A 19,444-nucleotide genomic window follows, 5' to 3' on the forward strand; every position below is an offset into this window, starting at 1 on the left:
AAAGGACTGAGTCCTGTGCAATACAGAACTCAGTCCTTGTTATAAAATAAACCGTCCAACATTTGGGGGTCAGTTCACTTATAGAGGTCTTTTTTTGGTTAAAAGATCAAGCTAATCGCTATTTATACTTTGAGCTTATCACCAACCATACCTTTAACTGTACTTAAGATATCAGCCGGTAATACCACCATTTTCGAGTTATCAGACTCAGCCAATTGACGAATTGACTTAATATACTGCTCACCGAGTAAGTAAACAATCGGCATCTCTTCGTCACCCATCGCAGCGGTAATAAGGCGGATAGACTCCTCTGAACCTTTAGCCAGTACCACTTGTGCTTCGGCATCACGGCGTGACGCTTCTAGGCGGCCATCCGCTTCCAAGATAGCGGCTTGCTTTTGACCATCGGCGCGCGTAACCGTTGCCCGGCGTAGACGCTCAGCCGCGGCCTGCTCTTCCATCGACGCTTGCATAGTCTGCGAAGGATTAATATCTTGGATTTCAACCGTTTTGAGTGTAATGCCCCAATCAGCGATATCTTCTGAGATAGCATTTTTGAGTAGCGCCTTGATTTCATCTCGGCTCGATAACGCATTATCCAGATCCATCTCACCTATGATTGAGCGCAAGGAAGTCTGAACCAAATTGCGAATACCATATTCATAGTCTTCAATACCATAGACAGCTTTGTCCGGGCGCACGATATTGATATAGGCAACAGCGTTAGCGATAATGACGACGTTATCGCGAGTGATGACTTCTTGCGATGGAATGTCTAAAACGATGTCTTTGGTCGTGACTTTATAAGCAACTCTATCTACAAATGGAATGATTAAAGATAAACCAGGTTCAAGTGTTTGCTGATACTTTCCTAAGCGCTGCACCACCCACTTGTAGCCTTGCGGTACGATACGCACCCCTTTAAACACAGTAAATATAATCAGGGCAATCAATACCACCATGACGATGCCGCCACCACCTAAGATACCTATAATACTATTCATAACGCTCTCCTTGAACCTTTGCCTTAAATAGCACGACAAGAGGTTATATTTATTTCAGCTTCCTAATTTCCTTTGTTTCTTTGATTTCGCTACTTTATAGTCTGATTTAAAAAGATTATTAGTATATGCTGACTACTTATCCGTAAATTTGTTTTTTAGACGTACTCTATCTAGGTTAGGCTTATTTAGATTCAAGCGACCACTTTTGGTCTTTTCTTTCAAGGCTTGAGCCTCTACTTTAGGTGCAATATTAGGCTGCACATCGGTAGTAGCCGCTGTGATACGCTGAGTCGGAGCAACGATAAGCTCATTACCTATGATACCTGTCACAACCACCCTATCGCCGACTTCTACTGCCTCGCCTTCGGTACGACAAGGCCATTCATCCGCACCAACTATTGGGACATTGAAGCGTATCATCCCAGATTTATCGGCTTGCGGCTTAAGCACTATCATGCCGGTTTCACCAACGATCACGCTGCCACCTAATCCTGCTTTGGTACGGTTTACCGATAGGGGCTTAATATACTTGATCCAAGCGAACATAAATAACACGGATAGTACAAGCCATATGAGTACCTGTGCCACAACAGGAACAGGTAATAGCCAAGACAACGCTGCAACAATCACAGCAGCAGCACCGAACCAAAGGCTAGCAAAAGTGGGAATGAAAATCTCGGCAATCATTAATAAGAAACCTAGTACTAGCCAATGCCAAGGTTCAAGCATCCAAATAGTCTCAATCATTGCGGCGACTCCCTTTGTTGTTCTAGCTTTTAATGTAGCACATCTTGGTTGTTAATATTATCTTAAAAATCAATATCATACTGTTATTTATGCTTTAAGAACGTTAACCATATAAAAGTTATGATTATATGAAAACTATGATTATATTTTATACTAAAAATTAGACCAAAAAAAACGACCACCGGAGTGATCGTTCTTGTCGTACTAGCTTAGCTAAAAAATAAATATTAGCTCATAAACTTAGATTAGAATTTTAGATGAGCACCAACAGTGATAAGCTTGGCATCGACATCGCTATCCATCATAGAATATTCAGCTTCTACACCAAAGTCAGGATTGACCGAATAACCTAGGCCAACACCACCAGCGATACCAGTATCACTACTAGAGTTTGAGACCTTGACTGGACCAACGGTATAGTCGCCTTCTACTTCAGTTTTTGCTACCCCAAGCTTACCTTTAGCATATAAGCCTGTATTTGGGAAAGAATAGCGGTAAGTACCGTAAGCACCATAAGTCTTGGCATCTAAATCACCGTTTCTATAGTCAGCATCATCTGATCCTACGTACTCGGCTTCTAGGCCGAAATTAGGGTCAAAGTTGTAACCACCATAGATACCATACGCAGTTGGATCATCAGCGTTATCAACGTCTAAATCAAATTGACCGACTTTAACACCAACATATGGTTGACCGGTATAACCACTACCATAAGCTACGGCAGCTTGTGCGCCTACACTTACTAAAGAACCAGCGGCTAGTGCTAATAGAGTTTTTTGTAAAGTTTTCATCTTTATCTCCTACCTTTTAAGTATTAATAAATTTTGACAAACAAGTTAGTTATTGCAGCTTTTTCAGCTTTATCGCCCTGTTTGCTAACGATGAATATATAGTAACAAAACATGTCATACGCTGTGTCTACGTTTGAGGGCATACGGGTTAAGATTTGCAAGCAAATATCAGTAGCTAAGTTACAAAGGCTAAGATATGAAATCTTTTGTTACATAGCTAGATTTCTCATGAAATTTATGTCCATTAACGATAATAACTACTTAATTAGCGATACCGATTAGCTCATAAAAAAACGCACCTCGAGAGATGCGTCTTTCTTATACTTATTATAAAACTAGCTTTAAGCTACTGCCAGTAGTGTTAATTACGACTTTTTATCTTCATCCACTTCAGTGAACTCTGCATCTACGACATCATCATCTTGCGCCGCATCTGCTGACTCTGTGCTTTGCTGGAACTGACCTGGATCCATACCTTCCGCGCCTGCACCATTATCGGCATAGATCTTTTGGCTGATCGGTAAGAACGCATTATCTAGCGCTTCAAGCTTGGCTTTGATGTCGTCGTGATCGTCTTCTTTGGTAGCTGTTTCAAGCTCAGAGATAGCCGTCTCTACTGATGACTTTTCTTCTTCAGTGACTTTATCTTCTGACTCTTTCAAGGCCTTTTGTACTGCATGGATACGACCATCGGCTTCGTTACGCACTTGCGCAAGGTTGGCAAACTTTTCATCTTCAGCAGCGTTAGCTTCTGCGTCTTGTACCATTTGTTCGACTTCTTCATCTGACAAGCCAGAATCCGCTTTGATCTGGATACTTTGTGCTTTACCTGTACCTTTATCAGTCGCTGAGATGTTCATGATACCGTCAGCGTTGATATCGAAAGTCACTTCGATTTGCGGCAGACCGCGCGGCGCTGGTGGAATATCGGTCAAGTCAAAACGGCCCAAGAGTTTATTTTGATTGGCAATTTTACGCTCGCCTTGATACACCTGAATGGTAACCGCAGGCTGGTTGTCTTCTGCGGTTGAGAACACTTGTGATTTCTTGGTAGGAATCATCGTGTTTTTCTCGATAACTGGCGTCATCACTCCGCCCATGGTTTCGATACCTAGCGTTAGTGGCGTCACGTCAAGCAATAGTACGTCTGTTTTGTCGCCAGATAATACTGCGCCTTGAATCGCCGCACCAGCAGCTACTGCTTCATCAGGGTTCACATCTTTACGCGGCTCTTGACCGAAGAAGTCTTCTACTTGCTTTTGTACTAATGGCATACGCGTCTGACCACCAACTAAGATGACATCATCGATATCGCCAACTTTTAGGCCAGCATCTTCAAGAGCAATCTTACAAGGACCCATCGTACGCTTGACGAGATCTTCAGTTAGGCTCTCAAGTTTTGAGCGGCTAATGGTAATGACTAAATGCTTAGGACCACTGCTATCAGCCGTGATATAAGGCAAGTTCACTTCAGTGCTTTGTGCGCTTGATAGCTCAATCTTCGCTTTTTCTGCGGCTTCTTTTAGACGCTGCATCGCAAGAGAGTCACCTTTTAGGTTAAAGTCTTGCTCTTTTTTGAACTCATCAACGAGGTAGTCGATAAGCGCTGAGTCAAAGTCTTCACCACCAAGGAAAGTATCACCGTTGGTCGCTAGTACTTCAAACTGCTGCTCACCATCGACATCAGCGATCTCAATAATTGATACGTCAAAAGTACCACCACCTAAGTCATAGACGGCTACGGTGCTATCGCCTTGTTTTTTGTCCATACCATAAGCGAGTGCCGCTGCGGTTGGCTCGTTGATGATACGCTTCACATCAAGACCGGCAATTTTACCCGCGTCTTTAGTGGCTTGACGCTGTGAGTCATTAAAGTAAGCAGGAACGGTAATAACCGCTTCAGAAACGCTCTCACCAAGATAGTCTTCGGCTGTCTTTTTCATCTTCTTTAAGATTTCAGCAGAAACTTGTGGTGGCGCAAGTTTTTTACCATTGATCTCAACCCAAGCATCACCGTTGTCGGCTTTAGCGATTTTGTACGGTACCATTCCGATATCTTTTTGCACGACTTTATCATCGAAACGACGACCAATCAGACGCTTGATAGCGAACAGGGTTTTATTCGGGTTGGTGACTGCTTGACGTTTGGCAGATTGACCGACCAAAATCTCATCATCTTTATAAGCGACGATTGAAGGAGTGGTACGAGTACCTTCAGCGTTTTCGATAATTTTGACGCTATCGCCTTCCATTACCGCTACACATGAGTTAGTGGTTCCTAAGTCAATACCTATTACTTTACCCATAATTAATTGCTCCAAATGTTGTTAAATTTCTATTGGGGTTGCTTGCAGTTTTTGTGCATTTAAACTATCAAAAAAAATGTCAAAAACTCAAGCTAAAATCAAACTATCAGACCATATATGGTCACTTGTTGCTTTATATCGGTTTGCGCTGGCATTTTTTCAAGTCAATAACAGCGCAATAATTTGCTTTTGTGTGAATTTTTGTGAATACCCTTACTTTTAATAAGGATTATTAGCTTATTTTTTTGCTAATTTCACTTATTAGCCAAGCTTACTCGCTTAACTTATTGGCCGACGCGAACCATAGCAGGACGCAGCAGACGACCATTTAGGCTGTAGCCTTTTTGTAGTACCGTACCGACCGTATCAGGCTCAGCATCGGCGTCGATACCAACCGCTTCGTGCAAATCTGCGTTGAATTTCTCGCCTTTTGGTTCGACAACTTCTACGCCATTTTTATTCAAGACATCTAATAAAGCTTTGTGCGTCAAGCGCACCCCTTCGGTGACAGGGTCGTCTGAGTTAGCACTTTCGATAGCGCGCTCTAAGTTATCAACAATTTCTAATAACTCTTTGGCAAACTTCTGCAGGGCGAACCGCTTACTTTTATCGGCTTCTTGTTCCATACGCTTTTGCGCGTTATAGGTCTCAGCATTAGCCCGGGCAGTCGTCTCGCGGGCTTGTTTGACTTCCCCTTCAAGCTCTTTGATGCGCGCTTCATAAACACTGATATCGATCTCGTTATCGATAGTGGCTTCATCGGCTGAATTGTTTTGCGGATCAAACTCATCCATCGTTTCTTGCAGGACGCTTTCATTACGCTCAAGATTACTATGTGCTGCTTTTGCGCTATTTTCATCCACTTGTTGATTTGGATTTTGTTCGCTCATGATAACTCCTTATTATTTATGATAATTTTGTAATATACCTAGAATTTAGCACTTCATTAATATTTTTGCTGTAAACCATATTCAATAGCTGATTGATAAAGGTAGTGAGGGCATATTTCAAGCCTAAAGCCGAGGATTTTTTTAATTTTGAGATTTAGCCTCTATAAACCAGACCATAGCAGCCAAAACGGTACTTAAAGCTGAATCATTCTTTATAGTTTACCTTTAGCTCGTAAACGATTACTAAACGATACTTAATTTCACTTTTGATTGTTTTATGATGACCTCACTCACTACTTACCAACTATTATTTATAAAAATTATTGAACTATAAACTGAATGATAAAAAGTATCGAAGCTATAAATCAAAAATATAAAAGGCTATAAAAAGTCATAAAGATCGATACTGAATTTATGAGGAATGCCATGTCAAGCTCTCCTATAACATCGCTTAATGCTTTAATAAATAAAGCGGCAAGCTTAAATTCCAAGCCGAAACTGGCTCCTTTAGAAAGCGTAGAGTGCTATCAGGCGCATGAAAACCAAGCTGAGACTGAACGGCTTAGCGAAGGTGATAATAGATACAGATTGCTCGGTGAGAAGCTTGCGAGCTTCCTACCCGCGACCGACTATCAGCAACATGCCCTACATTACGTCCTAAAAGGGCTAGGCTACTTACCTGATTCTATGCTAGAAGCGTTAGTAAGCTATCTAGGTGGACCAACGTCCAAACAATACCTAAATGCTAATGCGCACTTGCGCTTGATCATCGCAGTAAACATCCGTTTGAAGACCCCTTTACAACTCTCTAAAATGCAAGAGCTGCGTCAGCGATTTGCAGCCGATGCGGTCGCTATGCAAGACCCTAAAGTCTGGCAACAAGCAAGTAGTAATAAACTAAGTAACCTAAAGCTCATTAATAAAAGTAGTGATGCGGCTGTTAATTGGCATGATAAAACCATAGCCAATGCTGATGATGGCGATATGACTATTCGCTGCTATCAGGCAGGCGTACACTCAAAAACCAATCACAATCTTGATGAGACAGTGATGCTGTTCTTTCATGGCGGCGGTTTTTGTATTGGTGATGTCGATACTCATCACGAGTTCTGTCATCGCGTCTGCGCGCAGACAGGTTGGGCGGTAGTCAGTGTGGACTATCGCTTAGCGCCTGAGCATGCAGCGCCAGCAGCCTTACAAGATGCGATCAAAGCTTACGCTTGGCTGGCCAAAAACAGTCAAGATCTTGGTGCTTCGCCGTCGCGTATTGTCTTAGCTGGAGATAGCGCTGGTGGCGGTCTATCAACATTGCTCGCGCAGCAGCTGACTCACCCAACCGAAGAGGCTTGGTCAGATCTAGGGATTGCCGGTCAGCATATGTATAAACTACTTAAAACACTACCTCGTCCGCTTGCGCAGATGCCGTTGTATCCGGTCACTGATATCGAAACTGACTATCCAAGCTGGGAGCTATATGGCGAAGGTTTGCTATTAGATCATGCTGATGTGGCCGTGTTTGATGCCGCGTTTATGCAGAATAGCCCGCTGCCACGCGAGCATGTGCTTATCTCGCCTATGATCGGTGATAATAGTAAAGTGTGTCCGACTTATATCGTCGCCTCTGAGTTTGACGTGCTACGTGATGAAGCCTTTGCTTACGCAGAGCAGTTAAAGGCGGCTGAGATAGCGGTTGAGACTTATGCAGTACTTGGTGCGCCTCACGGCTTTGTGCATCTGATGAGCGTCCATAGCGGCTTGGAGCAACAAACCCAGTATATTATCAATGACTTTGCCCGTTTCGTCGACGAGATCATCAGCTCTGAATCGTTATTGGTCGCTTAGTGGAAGCTTGCTCTACTGGTTGGCCGGTCATCTCAATAAGCCAAATCTCAGAGCGCGAACCTAAACGAAAAGGAATACCCCAAAAACCATAGCCGGAGGAGACGACAAAGTGTCCTCTGCCTATGGCTTTGTAGCCGTAACCCAAACGATTAATCGCTCTGACAATAAAATTAGCCGGGAATATCTGCCCGTCGTGGGTATGACCAGAAACTTGTAAGTCTATTGGTAATTTGCTGTGCTCCTCAATATCACTTGGTCTGTGATCAAGTAATATGACTGGTTTACTGGCGTCAACTTGCTGCAATAAATCGGTGGTCGCGACGCGCTCGCGTTTATGATTATCAAACCGACCTATCAGCCAGACCGACTCGCCTGCATACTCTAGCTTGAGCACCTCATCATTTAATAGTTGCACGCCAGCCTCTTGCAAAGCCTTGCTGATCGGCTGCTCGTGGCCATATAAGTCATGATTGCCTAAAGTGGCATAGACGCCGTAGGGTAAGCTGCTACAAAGCTCAGTCAATTTAGCGGCCATATTATGAGCGGTATACGCTTTTATATTGTCATCCATAATATCGCCTGGCATCAGCAGTATATCCGCTTTATTGTTATGAATGAGCTGATGTAGCTTATCTATTGCTTTATTGCCAAACAGCTGACCTAAATGCAAATCACTAGCCATAGCAATACGCAATGAGCTTGCTAAAGGTTTATCGATAGTAATAGAGAGCTGGCGCACGACAGGGATATAAGCGCTATATAAACTGTGAATAAAAAGTCCAACAAAAACAACTAACGCCAGTATTCGCAGCAATGCATTTGCTAAAGTAGCGTTGAAGATAGCGACATCCGTAAATGTGCGAATAAATTCGTAGCTTCCATATAGCAGACTCATTATTAACGTGGTCAGCAGCATAAAATGCATAACAAGTAGCCAGCCACTCATCCAGCGATAACTATTGTCAAAGCGCTTGCTAAAAGTCACCCCTAACAGAGCATTAGTAATAAAAAATATCAAAACCCAAACCGCTATGGTGGTACTCGATGTGAGCAAAGGCTGTAGCCACCACTGTAAAGAGAGCGCAGCTCCAAAGCTAAACAGCTCTAATAAGGCAATAATGATAATAAAAAAGGCGTAACGCATCTATGATCCTAAAGCGGGTTTTAGTATTAAGGTAAAGGTAAGCGGATGATTTGAAGGTTAAGTCATATATAGTTAAGGCACTTTAAAAATGGTGCAGTGCCGTTGGTATAAATTTTCTTGCTTGCTGTGCGACTTTGTCACTCCAGAGGCTGCGTAAAATTCATCCCAACAACACATGACAAAAATGTTTAAGTTTCATTTAGGATCGACTATAGTAAAGAACACAGCTGAAACAACGAGAAGTGTTGCCAGTTGTTTTTGAAATAGTATGGGTTTAGATTTAATTAACGCTTATCAGACGGCATTTTACAAACCCCATTTGCGCAGGCTTGCGTTACCGCTTTTCCATAAATCAATTTGGTCACCCAGTTTGGGATTCGGTAACGGTTACGCGCCACATAAGGATAAGCAAAATCACCAAGCTGTCTGACAATTGGCAGATAGAGCAGCGCGGAGCCTCTAAGACCACTGGTTCTATACAGTAATCGCACTGCGTCCATATGGGTATGCCAACCGCCATACCAGTCTTGTACGCACAAATAAGTCATAGCATCGCTACGGCTAAACCCTGCTGCTTCCAAAGTCTCTAAGCCTTCATTTACCGGAATCAAAGTGATAGCTTCTGGGTTACGCGACTGCAAGTTATAGGCCTCAGTACTACAAAGCACGCAAGCGTCATCGTAATACATAGTAATAGCAGCGCGGTTTTGACTTTGGTCTTGCTGACTTTTATCTTGATTAGTATGACGGGATTTCGTCATTTTATGACTCCTAGTGCAGTTGTAGGTTAGCAAATGAGCATTAACACATCATCTATGCATTGTGTTGATTTAACTTCTGTCAAAATTGAAATGGATATTTAAAATAGAAGCCAATTTACTACCCTTGATCAATCATCTCTCACACTCGAATAGAACTCATTTATTAGTTATTTTTTGAACAAACGCTACTTACTGCTTCTATAACATATTTTGTTTCACATGAAACATCAGTTGTAGAATCATTTACTCTGCTCTTCTAGCGCTTGCTGAATATCAGTGTGCTTAAACTCATAACCTGAGTCCAACAAGGCTTGTGGTAGTACCTTTTGTCCATCGATAAGTAAAGTCGACATCTCATCGAACATCAATTTGAGTAAGAACTCTGGCAAAGTAAAAATAGTAGGACGATGTAGCCAAGCACCCATAGCTTTAGTAAATTTGTGGTTAGTTATCGGGTTTGGCGCCGTTAAGTTATAGACGAGCGCTGGCGTGTCATTATGAGTCTTCAGCTTGTTATTGGGCGTGACTTGACTGCCGCTTCCCTCAGCAAGATGCTTTTCAATAACAAAAATCGCCGCCCCTACCCAGTCCTCACGGCTAATCCAACTCATGATTTGCTTACCATCGCCTAGCTGACCACCTACCCCCATCTTGAACGGTAATAACAACTTAGCAATCATTCCGCCTTCAGGATGCATCACTACCCCAGTACGAACGATAGCGACAGGCACGCCATAATCAGTCGCTTTGAGCGCTAACTGCTCCCAATCGTCACATAGCTGATGCGAAAAATCTGTCTGGTAAGCACTACTTTCGGTTAAAGGTTTATCCCCTTGAGTACCATACCAACCGATAGCCGAACCACTCAGCATTAGCTTAGGTTTCACACGACTCCGGGCAATGAACTCAAGCAGCGACTCTGTAGGCTTTACTCGGCTTGCCATCAGTTGCTCTTTACGCTCATCACTCCAGCGCGAATCGGCGATACCCGCCCCTGCTAGATTCATAATCACATCAAAGGGGTCATTAGTATTGGCAAGCTCATCATAAGTCATCATGTTGACGTCATCAGGGTGCTGCTGAGATTTATCGCGCGTCAGCCACGTGATCTTTATTTGCTCGTTTTTATTCTCATAGCGCCGTATGATCTCTTTGCTAAACGCACTACCCAAAAACCCTGAACCACCGCTGATTAAAATATTCATCTGCTTATCCTTGTTATGTTCTTATTGCTCGCACCGTTCTGAGTCATCATTAACTCAAAAACTTCTTAATACTCGCCCCTAGTTTTAGCACCTTTTTTAGCATACTAGTAGGGAGCTTGAGCATCTCGGACGACCAAGTGGTTAAAGTATTTACGAAGTCTTGGGTGTCACTTATCCGAGTTTTAACTTCGCTTTTTTCATATTCAAACTCAGGACTATTCATCAGATCTTGTAAAAACTGTACGGTGGGTTCAAGCTCGCGTTTTTGGCGCTCGGCTACGATGATACGTGCCAGCTCCCAAACATCCGTATGGGTAGTGAAGTGATCCCGGCGATCGCCTAATATCGATACCTTTTGTACCAGTCCCCAGTGCTGCAGCTCTTTGATGCTATTGGAGACGTTAGAGCGCGCCACGCCTAGCGTCTCGGTAATCTCTTCAGCATTTAGTGGTTTACCGATGATATATAGCAGCGCATGTATCTGCGACATTGTACGATTGACGCCCCACTTAGGGCCCATCTCTCCCCAGTGTAAGACGAATTTTTCGGTGATGGGATTGAGTTTCATATTGGTTCACACTTATTTACGTTGCTTTTTAGGGATATCTATTTTTTATTAATACCTGCACTGTTTCAAATACCAACAACTCATAATTTTATTAAGAGAATAAATAAATTATAAACCATACTGCGCTATTCTTTTATTTCTGTCAATACTGAAATTAGTGGATAAAATGTTCTTTTTGTAGGCTATCATTATCAATTAAGGTCGTTGCATACTCATGGATAGAAAACTCTAACGGATAATGTGTCCGCTAAGCGCATCACCGATTTGACTTGGTAATTGATAACCTAAAGTCTCCCCGCACAAATAACCAACCTGCCTGCGTGCTTGATGATGCTTACTTTGATTATTAAGTCTACTACTGTCTTTTTCGGACTGAACACGAGTGTTTTTATCTAAAAAATAACTTTTAGCTTCTGAAATTGTCAATGCTGGTGGTTGGCCTGAAGGGTTACAGCTCGTGGAGACAAGAAAGCCATAAGGGTTTTTTGCTGATATCAGTTGCGCACAGAGCTGTTGTACTAATGGATGCGCGATGACGCGTACGGCAACACTTTGATGTGCGCCGGTTATCCAAGTCGGTATGGGAGGGGTGAGTGACTTTGGCAGTGGCAGTAACCAAGTATGTGCTTGTTGTACCAGGACATCAGTACTAGGCTGCCAACTGGTAAGCACCGTGTGTCGCTGCTCACCGCTCAGCGGCGCAAGTAGCGGCGTAATACGTTCGACGCTATCGGTAACGACGATCATGCCTTTGTCTTGTGGCCGCTGCTTAATAGTCAGCAGCTGCTGCACAGCGCTTTCATCGAATGGATCGCAGCCAATCCCCCATACACTTTCGGTCGGATAGGCCAATAGCTGCCCTTGGTTTAGCCAGTGAGCGGCTTGTACCACTGAGTCGGTAATGAAGGGCGCAGAGGAAGACATAAACTGAAAGCTCTGAAAGTGAGTGAGGGTATTAGGGCGAGTTGGACAGTCACAAAAAGACACTACCGACCGCTGAAAATAACGATAGCCCGTTCGAAATAACATCAGTACGCTAATATTAGTGTGCAGCTCTAAAGTAAGTTTACTCTATCATAAACGTAAATAGCGGCCGCCTTGTACATCGATAGCGCCGAGTAGCTCTAGCTCCATTAGCTGACCGATCAGCTGCGGCGCTGACAGCTTCGAAGATATCAACAGCGCATCTAAGTCTTGTCCATGCCAGTCGAGCAGCTCATAAACAAAAGACAGATGCTCAGGTACTTTTATTAGTGAAGCGGTTTGAGTTGGTATGCTATGAGCTGTCGATGTTTTAGTCGGTTGGGTGTTTGATGACTGGCTTGCTGAGAAGTTTAGTTGGACGTTTACGTCGCTTAATACCTGATCGGGATGATAAATCAGCGTCGCGCCTTCACGAATCAGATGATGACAGCCCTCAGCGTTTTTATTATCGATATGACTTGGCAGCGCGAAGACTTGTTTGCCTTGCTCGGAGGTGAGTCTAGCGGTGATTAACGAGCCACTTTTGATAGTGGCTTCGGTCACTATTGTCGCTAAACTTAGGCCAGCAACGAGCCGATTGCGACGTGGAAAAGTGTGCTTATGCGGCTGAGTATGCGGCAATAGCTCGCTAATGATACAGCCGCCTTGCTCGATGATTTGGCTAAATAGCTTATCATGATGATTAGGATAGAAGACCTCAATTCCTGTACCCATCACACCTACCGTGCGACCCTGGTACTCACTATCTACTTGAGCTAAGGCCCCTAAGTGCGCGCATTTATCTACCCCCATAGCCAAACCACTAGTAATGACATAGCCGGTCTGTGCTAAATACTGAGCAATATCGAAAGTAGATTTTTGAGCATGAGCGGTAGGCTTTCGGCTGCCTACCATAGCGATTTGTGCTTGCTGTAAGCGCGCGATATTGCCCCGGCAAAATAATAAAGGCGGCGGATCATAAATCTGTAATAACTGTGCTGGAAACTCAGGCTGATCGGCGAAAAGTAGCTGATATTGTCCGGCTGCTAGTGCTTGCTCAATCTTATCAACGCTAGCTAGTGTCTGCTGTTGCTGCTCATGACGCTTTAGGTGCGCAGCATGGATGCCCAATGTTTGCCAAGCACTAAAGCTAGCCGACCAAGCTTGAGACGCATCGCCAAAAGCGCTAAGTAGTTTATGATAAGCGGATAAGGAGCCGTTCACCTCATACCATAGCGCCAATATTGCACGCTGATTGGGATCTAAATGAGGTGAAGATTGTGGCGTCATAGTCGTCTAGCTCATACAAAAAAGAGGCTTGTCCAAATAAGTAACTGAGTTTAACTATAAAATTTTGTCTTATAAGCCAGTTGGATCGCGCTTTATAAATAAGGTGGTGGTAGTAATTGATCACCGACATTCAGTGGTAGCTCTGAGCTCAGTACATAAGCATAGCTGATATCATCGAAGCTATTGAAGACCATCACCATCCCGCTCTCTTCACTAGGCAAGCGTACCGCATTATCATTATCTATGGTATCTCGTACTAGCGGGCCTTTTTGATAAACCGTCAATACATCGCCAGGCTTGGCGCCTTGGGTCGTACCTAAATTAATAGCGACAACACTACCGCGCGCCGCTGAGCTAATAGAGTCCATCACTCGTACGATCATACCGCCGCGGCTCACCTGTGCTGGCGCCGGATAAAACACGGGCGGAATAGAGTTACTCAGCTCGACGAACACTCTATCGCCTTCGCGCACTTCTTTACCATAAGATTCGGACAGCTGCAGACTGCTGACCCCGTTTTCAGCGACGCTAGTGACGATGCCGCTTGCCACTTGCATGGCCTCTAAACCAATGACTTTTTGAGTTTTAGGTTCGACATAGCGCTCGCCTTCACGGTAGATACCATAGCGCTGACCCACGATAAGTGGTACGCCTTTGGCATAAACCTTGTCGCCGCTCGCGGTAATTAAGTTTCGATTTTTGGAAGCTAAAATATAAGGAGTACTATTGAAATCCTCTGGCCGCACGATGGTATAGCGGTCTAACCAGTGCTGAATAGAGCTCAAAGGAATCGCGGGGATACTATTAGCGACTGAGGTAACGGTAACTTCACGCTCTACCGTACCTATTAACTGCTTCTCGATACCAGCACAGCCTTCACCGGTGTCAATACCGACTAAGGTTTTACCTTGAATGATACATAAGATAAGAATGTCATCGGGGTAGATAAGATTAGGGTTTTTAATTTGCTTATTGGTCGCCCAAATCTCTTTCCAGCGCCACGGACTCTCTAAGTAGCGTCCGGAGATGTCCCATAACGTATCACCTTTTTTGACGATATAACGGTTGGGAGCATCTGCCTTGATGACCGGCGCAGGGTTGTTGGCGTGAGCCGTGGACATTAATAAGGCGCTACCAAACATAGTAGCAACGAGCGTCTTTGTTATCGTCTTTAGACTGGTATTCATGTCGATATCCACAAGGTGTAATTAGATCACAGGCATAATTTCATTCAATTGTAGACAAGCCTTCCTAAAAATATCTTAGAGACTACTTGCCGATTTTTGGCGTTATTCAGTTTACAATGATAAGCACCATAGCACAATATGCGACACAAACTTACAAATATATAACTTTTACAGCTACTCACTTGCCCAAATAGTTTCACGTGAAACTAACGGATTAGCTATTTGCCGTGACTTGTTGACGAATTTGCGCTGCCACTAGCTCAGCTTGGTTATCCAAAACCACAACATGCTGCTCTAAGTCCTCTAACCCTTCGGTATGAGCTGGACGTTTAATCTCTATCGGTCCAATAGCTTCAACAATCGTTTCGGCAAACTTAACAGGCAAGGCCGTTTCAGCGCAGATAATGATTTCACCGTCTTGCTGCAACTGTTTAGCGACTTTGATACCATCAGCGGTATGCGGATCCACCAGCTCGTTATACTGCTCGTATAGAGTCTTGATCGTTTGCAAGCGATCAGCATGCGTCGACTTGCCCGCCGCAAAGCCATAACGGCTATTTACCTTCTCCATGACGTCTGACAAATCAAAGCCCTGCCCCGACTTCACCCCTTCAAACAGCTCATGTACGCGGGCGCTATCTTTATCTAATAATAGATAAACAAAGCGCTCAAAGTTCGAAGCTTTAGAGATATCCATTGACGGACTTGAGGTCACATAAGTCTTGTCAGTGGCGCGTGGCTGATAAGCGCCTTGATTAAAGAAGTCGTTGAGTACATCATTCTCATTGGTCGCCACTATTAAACGTCCAATAGGCAACCCCATCTCACGCGCAATATGGCCGGCGCAAATATTACCAAAATTCCCTGATGGCACACTAAAGCTAACTTGTTTATCATTGCTATCAGTTACCGCAAAATAAGCTTTAAAGTAATAAACAATTTGCGCTAAGATGCGGCCCCAATTAATCGAGTTTACCGTTCCCAAATTGTATTTGGCTTTAAATTCGGCATCTTGCTGCAGCGCTTTGACAATATCTTGACAGTCATCAAACATTCCTTTGATGGCAATATTATGGATATTATCATTAGTTAAGCTATACATTTGCGCGCGCTGGAATTCGCTCATCTTGCCGTGCGGTGATAGCATAAACACTTCGATATTTTCTTTGCCGCGTAGTGCATATTCAGCCGCACTACCTGTATCGCCACTCGTAGCGCCGATGATAGTAATTCGCGCATCTTGACGCTTTAACACATACTCAAACGCATTACCCAAAAACTGCATCGCTACATCTTTAAAGGCGAGCGTCGGACCATTGGACAAGCCTAGAATATACAAGCCACCCTCAAGCTTACGTACGGGTACGATCTCACTACTACCGAACACCTCGCTAGTATACGTACGATCAATAATATCTTTTAGATCGGCATGAGGTATATCGGTGGCAAAACGCTGCATTATGGCTAACGCTAGCTCTGGGTAGCTCAGCGCACGCCATTCTTCTAACACCTCATTATCAACCGTTGGATAGTGCTCCGGCAACATAAGGCCGCCATCAGGAGCAAGCCCCATGAGTAGCACATCACTAAAATCCATCGGCTCAGTCTGACCACGGGTACTGATATATTTCATGTTTTGTCCTATCTACAATGGTGTTATGCAACATTTAAAACGAGTTATTTGGCAGTTTTATACAATAAAGCATAATAAAAGCCATCGCCACTCTCACTATCAATCGGTAAGCACTGACGGCCAACCTCTTGAGCAATACCCCAATTACACTCATCGGTAAACTCAATCGCAGTGGCATCGTTATTCTTGCTTAAAAAATCCTGCATTTGAAGGGCATTTTCTTGCTTAAGAATAGAGCAAGTCACATAGAGCAGATAACCACCAACCTTGAGCTGTGGCCAGAGATTATGCAAAATATCCGCTTGTAAGATAGCGGTTTGCTCGATATCTTCTTCCGTACGCAAAATACTGATATCAGGATGACGACGGATAACCCCGGTCGCGGTACAAGGCGCGTCTAAAAGAATAGCATCAAATACCGCTAACGACTCCGCAGAACTTTTCTGTGTTGGTTTGGTCAATTGCCAACGAGTGGCATCCCCGCAGACGATGTTTAGATCGATATTTTTATTGGTTTGCTCAAGATTTAAACGCTGCAAATTATCGTGAATACGCTCAATACGCGGCGCTTCATTATCGATAGCCGTCAGCTTAATGTTAGCAGTGTCGTTATCGTCTTTAGACTGTTTCACATGAAACAACGCTGATTGATCCTCACTATTTAACAGCTCAAGCCAATGTGCCAGTTTACCACCAGGAGCGGCGCAAGCATCTAATAGCGTAAGCTTAGAAACCTCACTGTCCTCGTCTGTATTAGCTTTATCAGTAGCAACTTTATGAATAAGCGCTTGTTGAATAATAGGTGCGGCTAGCTGTGCGTATAGATCTTGAATACTCAGGCCGCCTTCGGCGAAAGTAGGTAACCCACTGACCGCCATGCTCTGCTCTAAGCGCAGCGCTTGATTTTGAATAAGCGTAGACGCCCTATCGCTAGTATCTGTCGCTTGCACTAATGCTAAACCCGTTTTCAACTCAATCAATTCAGCGCTGATATCGGCTTGCTGTAACGTCTGCTGATAATCGCTGACAGAGGTTTGCGTCGTATTCACGCGTAAAAACATCGGCGCCGGCTGACGCAGACCTTGCATTAATTCATCATACTGCTCGCTCCAGTCTTGCTTAAGTTGATAAGCAAGCCAGTTTGGTAAACTGTGCTTTTTATCGCACTTCTTGCGGAACTTACTTGGGTTCTTGGCGACCTTACGCAAAATAGCATTAGTGAGGCCGCTAGCATGCGCAAACTCGATCTCTTTTACCGATTCAACCGTTTCATGGATAGCGGCATGATCAGCGACCTCTAAGTACAGTAGCTGCGTGAGCCCCACCAGAATAGTAGTACGGACTTCAATCTCATCGATAGGATTATCCGCTAGGCTATCGAGTAGGCGTTCAAGGGCAAACCATTGACGCAAAGTGGTCAGCAATAGCGCATGAGCAAAGCTTTTATCGCCTTCGTGCAAGCTGTTCAGTAAAGGATCGAGTACGCTTGATAGGGACTGACCGTTTTGAATGGCTAGCAAAGCACGGATGACTCGTACGCGCACGCTGCCGACCATTTTTAGATTACTTGAAGGTTTAGGCTTTTTACTATTATGGTTAGACGCTGTTGACGGTTGTCTCATTAAGTTATATTTCCTTGACGTATGGTTAGTAGCGTCTTATTTGAATAGAGTTTGGCTTATTTTAGATCTAATCGGGATTGGAGGTGAATCGGTCACCATCGTCAAGCTGATTACCGTGACAGACTTGCTCGGCGCTAACAGGCTTACTACCAGCAAATTGTAGCTGCGTCACTCGTAAGGTACTAGCTGGCGCTTGTGCTGCTGATTCATTATCCGCTTTACCACAAGCGACTAAGATAGCTTTGCGTCCGACACTAATGATAGTGCCTGAGGCTTTAGTCGTTGGCTGTGTCTCATTAACCGGCAAACTGGCTAAAATCTTTACCCGCTGATCTTGTAGAAAGGTATAAGTACCCGGCCAAGGGTTTAAGCCTCTAATTTGCCGTTCGATAGTAGCCGCCGATTGTGTCCAATCGATTTCGCCTTCCGACTTGACTAATTTTTCGGCATAATTGGCCTGAGTATCGTCTTGTTCGATGGCTTTGGCTTGATAGCTCTCTAAATCTTGCATGACGGTGATAATAGACTGAGCGCCTAACTCTGCGAGCCTATCATGCAAGCTTGCGGCGCTATCATCATTAGCAATATCAGTGCTTGTTTTATAAAGCATATCACCGGTATCAAGCCCGCGATCCATCTGCATAATGGTAATACCTGTCTCTTTATCCCCAGCGAGTAGCGCTCGATGGATAGGCGCGGCTCCGCGCCAGCGCGGTAATAATGAAGCATGGATATTAAGACAGCCCATAGTTGGGGTTTTCAAAACGCCAATCGGTAAAATAAGTCCATAGGCGGCGACGATCATCACCTCAGGCTGATAGCTGCGCAAAGTCTCTCTAGCAGCCAAGCCCTCGACACTGGATTTTTTGAAAGTAGCCGGCTGCTCGACTGGGATATTATTAGCGACTGCCACTTGCTTGACTGCCGAAGCACTGAGCTTTTGACCGCGCCCGGTCTTGCGATCCGGCTGAGTATAAACCGCTACCACCTCTATATTGAGCGCCTCTTGCTGTGCTATGAGTGCTTGTAGACTAGTCGCCGCAAATTCAGGCGTACCAGCGAACACTACACGTCTTTTAGCAGTAGAGAGTGGTAAATCAGTGTTAGCATCATTTATCAATGTATTGTCAGCAGCAGTCATTTTTTTCCTTATAACTCTTACCAGTACTAAGCCCCAACTAGCGGGTACTGGTAAACATGATATTATAGTTTGTCACATTATAAGTGAGTTTAAGGGCTTGTGCCATGTCTGTTAGCAGGCGACTGAACACATAAGCGTCATGCAGATTATTAAGATAACGATATTTATAACTTTGTTGTTATTATAATAGCTATCTCAACGTAGCAAACAATAGTCCTAACGTTTCAGTGTTAAAAAATCTGCTTCAACATTCGGAGCCCGCTCTAACTATCAGCTCCTAGTGATCATCGTATCCGCTTGCCTTCGTTTGCGAGCATAGGATTATAATCTCATGCAAAATTTTCAGTCTT

At 44.0% G+C, this 19,444-nt stretch carries 15 protein-coding genes and 1 pseudogene; 1 reads left to right on the plus strand and 15 read right to left on the minus strand.

The genetic code is table 11. The annotated features are described in order from the left end of the window. Window positions 1-122 precede the first annotated feature (122 nt). The 5 genes and pseudogenes from ACS8FD_RS09390 to grpE all read right to left on the minus strand — a co-directional run bounded on the left by ACS8FD_RS09390 (window position 123) and on the right by grpE (window position 5,738). A complete protein-coding gene (locus ACS8FD_RS09390; RefSeq protein ID WP_439275580.1) occupies window positions 123-1,004 on the minus strand; it encodes an SPFH domain-containing protein in 882 nt (293 codons plus the stop codon). A 291-nt stretch (window positions 1,005-1,295) separates the two neighbouring features. Beyond that, window positions 1,296-1,751 (minus strand): annotated as a pseudogene (locus ACS8FD_RS09395) (NfeD family protein); the annotation flags it as partial. 245 nt (window positions 1,752-1,996) lie between these two features. Beyond that, window positions 1,997-2,542: a porin family protein gene (locus ACS8FD_RS09400; protein ID WP_439275581.1), complete on the minus strand. Its 546-nt coding sequence runs from the start codon at window positions 2,540-2,542 to the stop codon at window positions 1,997-1,999. 365 nt (window positions 2,543-2,907) lie between these two features. Then, window positions 2,908-4,848, minus strand: a complete 1,941-nt coding sequence (gene dnaK / locus ACS8FD_RS09405) for a molecular chaperone DnaK (protein WP_439275582.1) — start codon at window positions 4,846-4,848, stop codon at window positions 2,908-2,910. Window positions 4,849-5,132: 284 nt separating this feature from the next. After that, window positions 5,133-5,738, minus strand: coding sequence for a nucleotide exchange factor GrpE (grpE, locus tag ACS8FD_RS09410; protein WP_439275583.1), 606 nt, complete (start codon window positions 5,736-5,738; stop codon window positions 5,133-5,135). 426 nt (window positions 5,739-6,164) lie between these two features. Between grpE and ACS8FD_RS09415 the strand changes: the two genes are divergently transcribed. Next, window positions 6,165-7,580 carry an alpha/beta hydrolase gene (locus tag ACS8FD_RS09415; protein WP_439275584.1) on the plus strand — a complete coding sequence of 472 codons (1,416 nt, stop codon included), beginning with the start codon at window positions 6,165-6,167 and terminating at the stop codon, window positions 7,578-7,580. On the opposite strand, the gene ACS8FD_RS09420 is transcribed toward ACS8FD_RS09415, so the two are convergent. The 10 genes from ACS8FD_RS09420 to fmt all read right to left on the minus strand — a co-directional run bounded on the left by ACS8FD_RS09420 (window position 7,552) and on the right by fmt (window position 19,094). Continuing rightward, window positions 7,552-8,724, minus strand: coding sequence for a metallophosphoesterase (locus tag ACS8FD_RS09420; protein WP_439275585.1), 1,173 nt, complete (start codon window positions 8,722-8,724; stop codon window positions 7,552-7,554). The genes ACS8FD_RS09415 and ACS8FD_RS09420 overlap by 29 nt on opposite strands. A gap of 284 nt (window positions 8,725-9,008) precedes the next feature. Next, entirely contained in the window at window positions 9,009-9,485 is a 477-nt protein-coding gene (locus ACS8FD_RS09425) for a thiol-disulfide oxidoreductase DCC family protein (RefSeq protein WP_439275586.1), read from the minus strand. Between the two features lie 239 nt (window positions 9,486-9,724). Next, window positions 9,725-10,690 carry a TIGR01777 family oxidoreductase gene (locus ACS8FD_RS09430; protein WP_439275587.1) on the minus strand — a complete coding sequence of 322 codons (966 nt, stop codon included), beginning with the start codon at window positions 10,688-10,690 and terminating at the stop codon, window positions 9,725-9,727. A gap of 49 nt (window positions 10,691-10,739) precedes the next feature. After that, entirely contained in the window at window positions 10,740-11,258 is a 519-nt protein-coding gene (locus ACS8FD_RS09435) for a GbsR/MarR family transcriptional regulator (protein ID WP_439275588.1), read from the minus strand. A gap of 228 nt (window positions 11,259-11,486) precedes the next feature. Then, window positions 11,487-12,182 carry an L-threonylcarbamoyladenylate synthase gene (locus tag ACS8FD_RS09440; RefSeq protein WP_439275632.1) on the minus strand — a complete coding sequence of 232 codons (696 nt, stop codon included), beginning with the start codon at window positions 12,180-12,182 and terminating at the stop codon, window positions 11,487-11,489. Between the two features lie 150 nt (window positions 12,183-12,332). Further along, on the minus strand, window positions 12,333-13,511 hold the full coding sequence (gene dprA / locus ACS8FD_RS09445) for a DNA-processing protein DprA (protein WP_439275589.1): 1,179 nt from the start codon (window positions 13,509-13,511) through the stop codon (window positions 12,333-12,335). Between the two features lie 92 nt (window positions 13,512-13,603). Next, window positions 13,604-14,698 carry a LysM peptidoglycan-binding domain-containing protein gene (locus ACS8FD_RS09450; protein ID WP_439275590.1) on the minus strand — a complete coding sequence of 365 codons (1,095 nt, stop codon included), beginning with the start codon at window positions 14,696-14,698 and terminating at the stop codon, window positions 13,604-13,606. Between the two features lie 214 nt (window positions 14,699-14,912). After that, window positions 14,913-16,331: a threonine synthase gene (gene thrC / locus ACS8FD_RS09455; RefSeq protein WP_439275591.1), complete on the minus strand. Its 1,419-nt coding sequence runs from the start codon at window positions 16,329-16,331 to the stop codon at window positions 14,913-14,915. Window positions 16,332-16,375: 44 nt separating this feature from the next. After that, a complete protein-coding gene (locus ACS8FD_RS09460; RefSeq protein WP_439275592.1) occupies window positions 16,376-17,953 on the minus strand; it encodes a transcription antitermination factor NusB in 1,578 nt (525 codons plus the stop codon). 67 nt (window positions 17,954-18,020) lie between these two features. Next, entirely contained in the window at window positions 18,021-19,094 is a 1,074-nt protein-coding gene (gene fmt, locus ACS8FD_RS09465) for a methionyl-tRNA formyltransferase (RefSeq protein ID WP_439275594.1), read from the minus strand. Window positions 19,095-19,444 lie beyond the last annotated feature (350 nt).

It is taken from the genome of Psychrobacter sp. 1U2 (genome assembly GCF_051847575.1).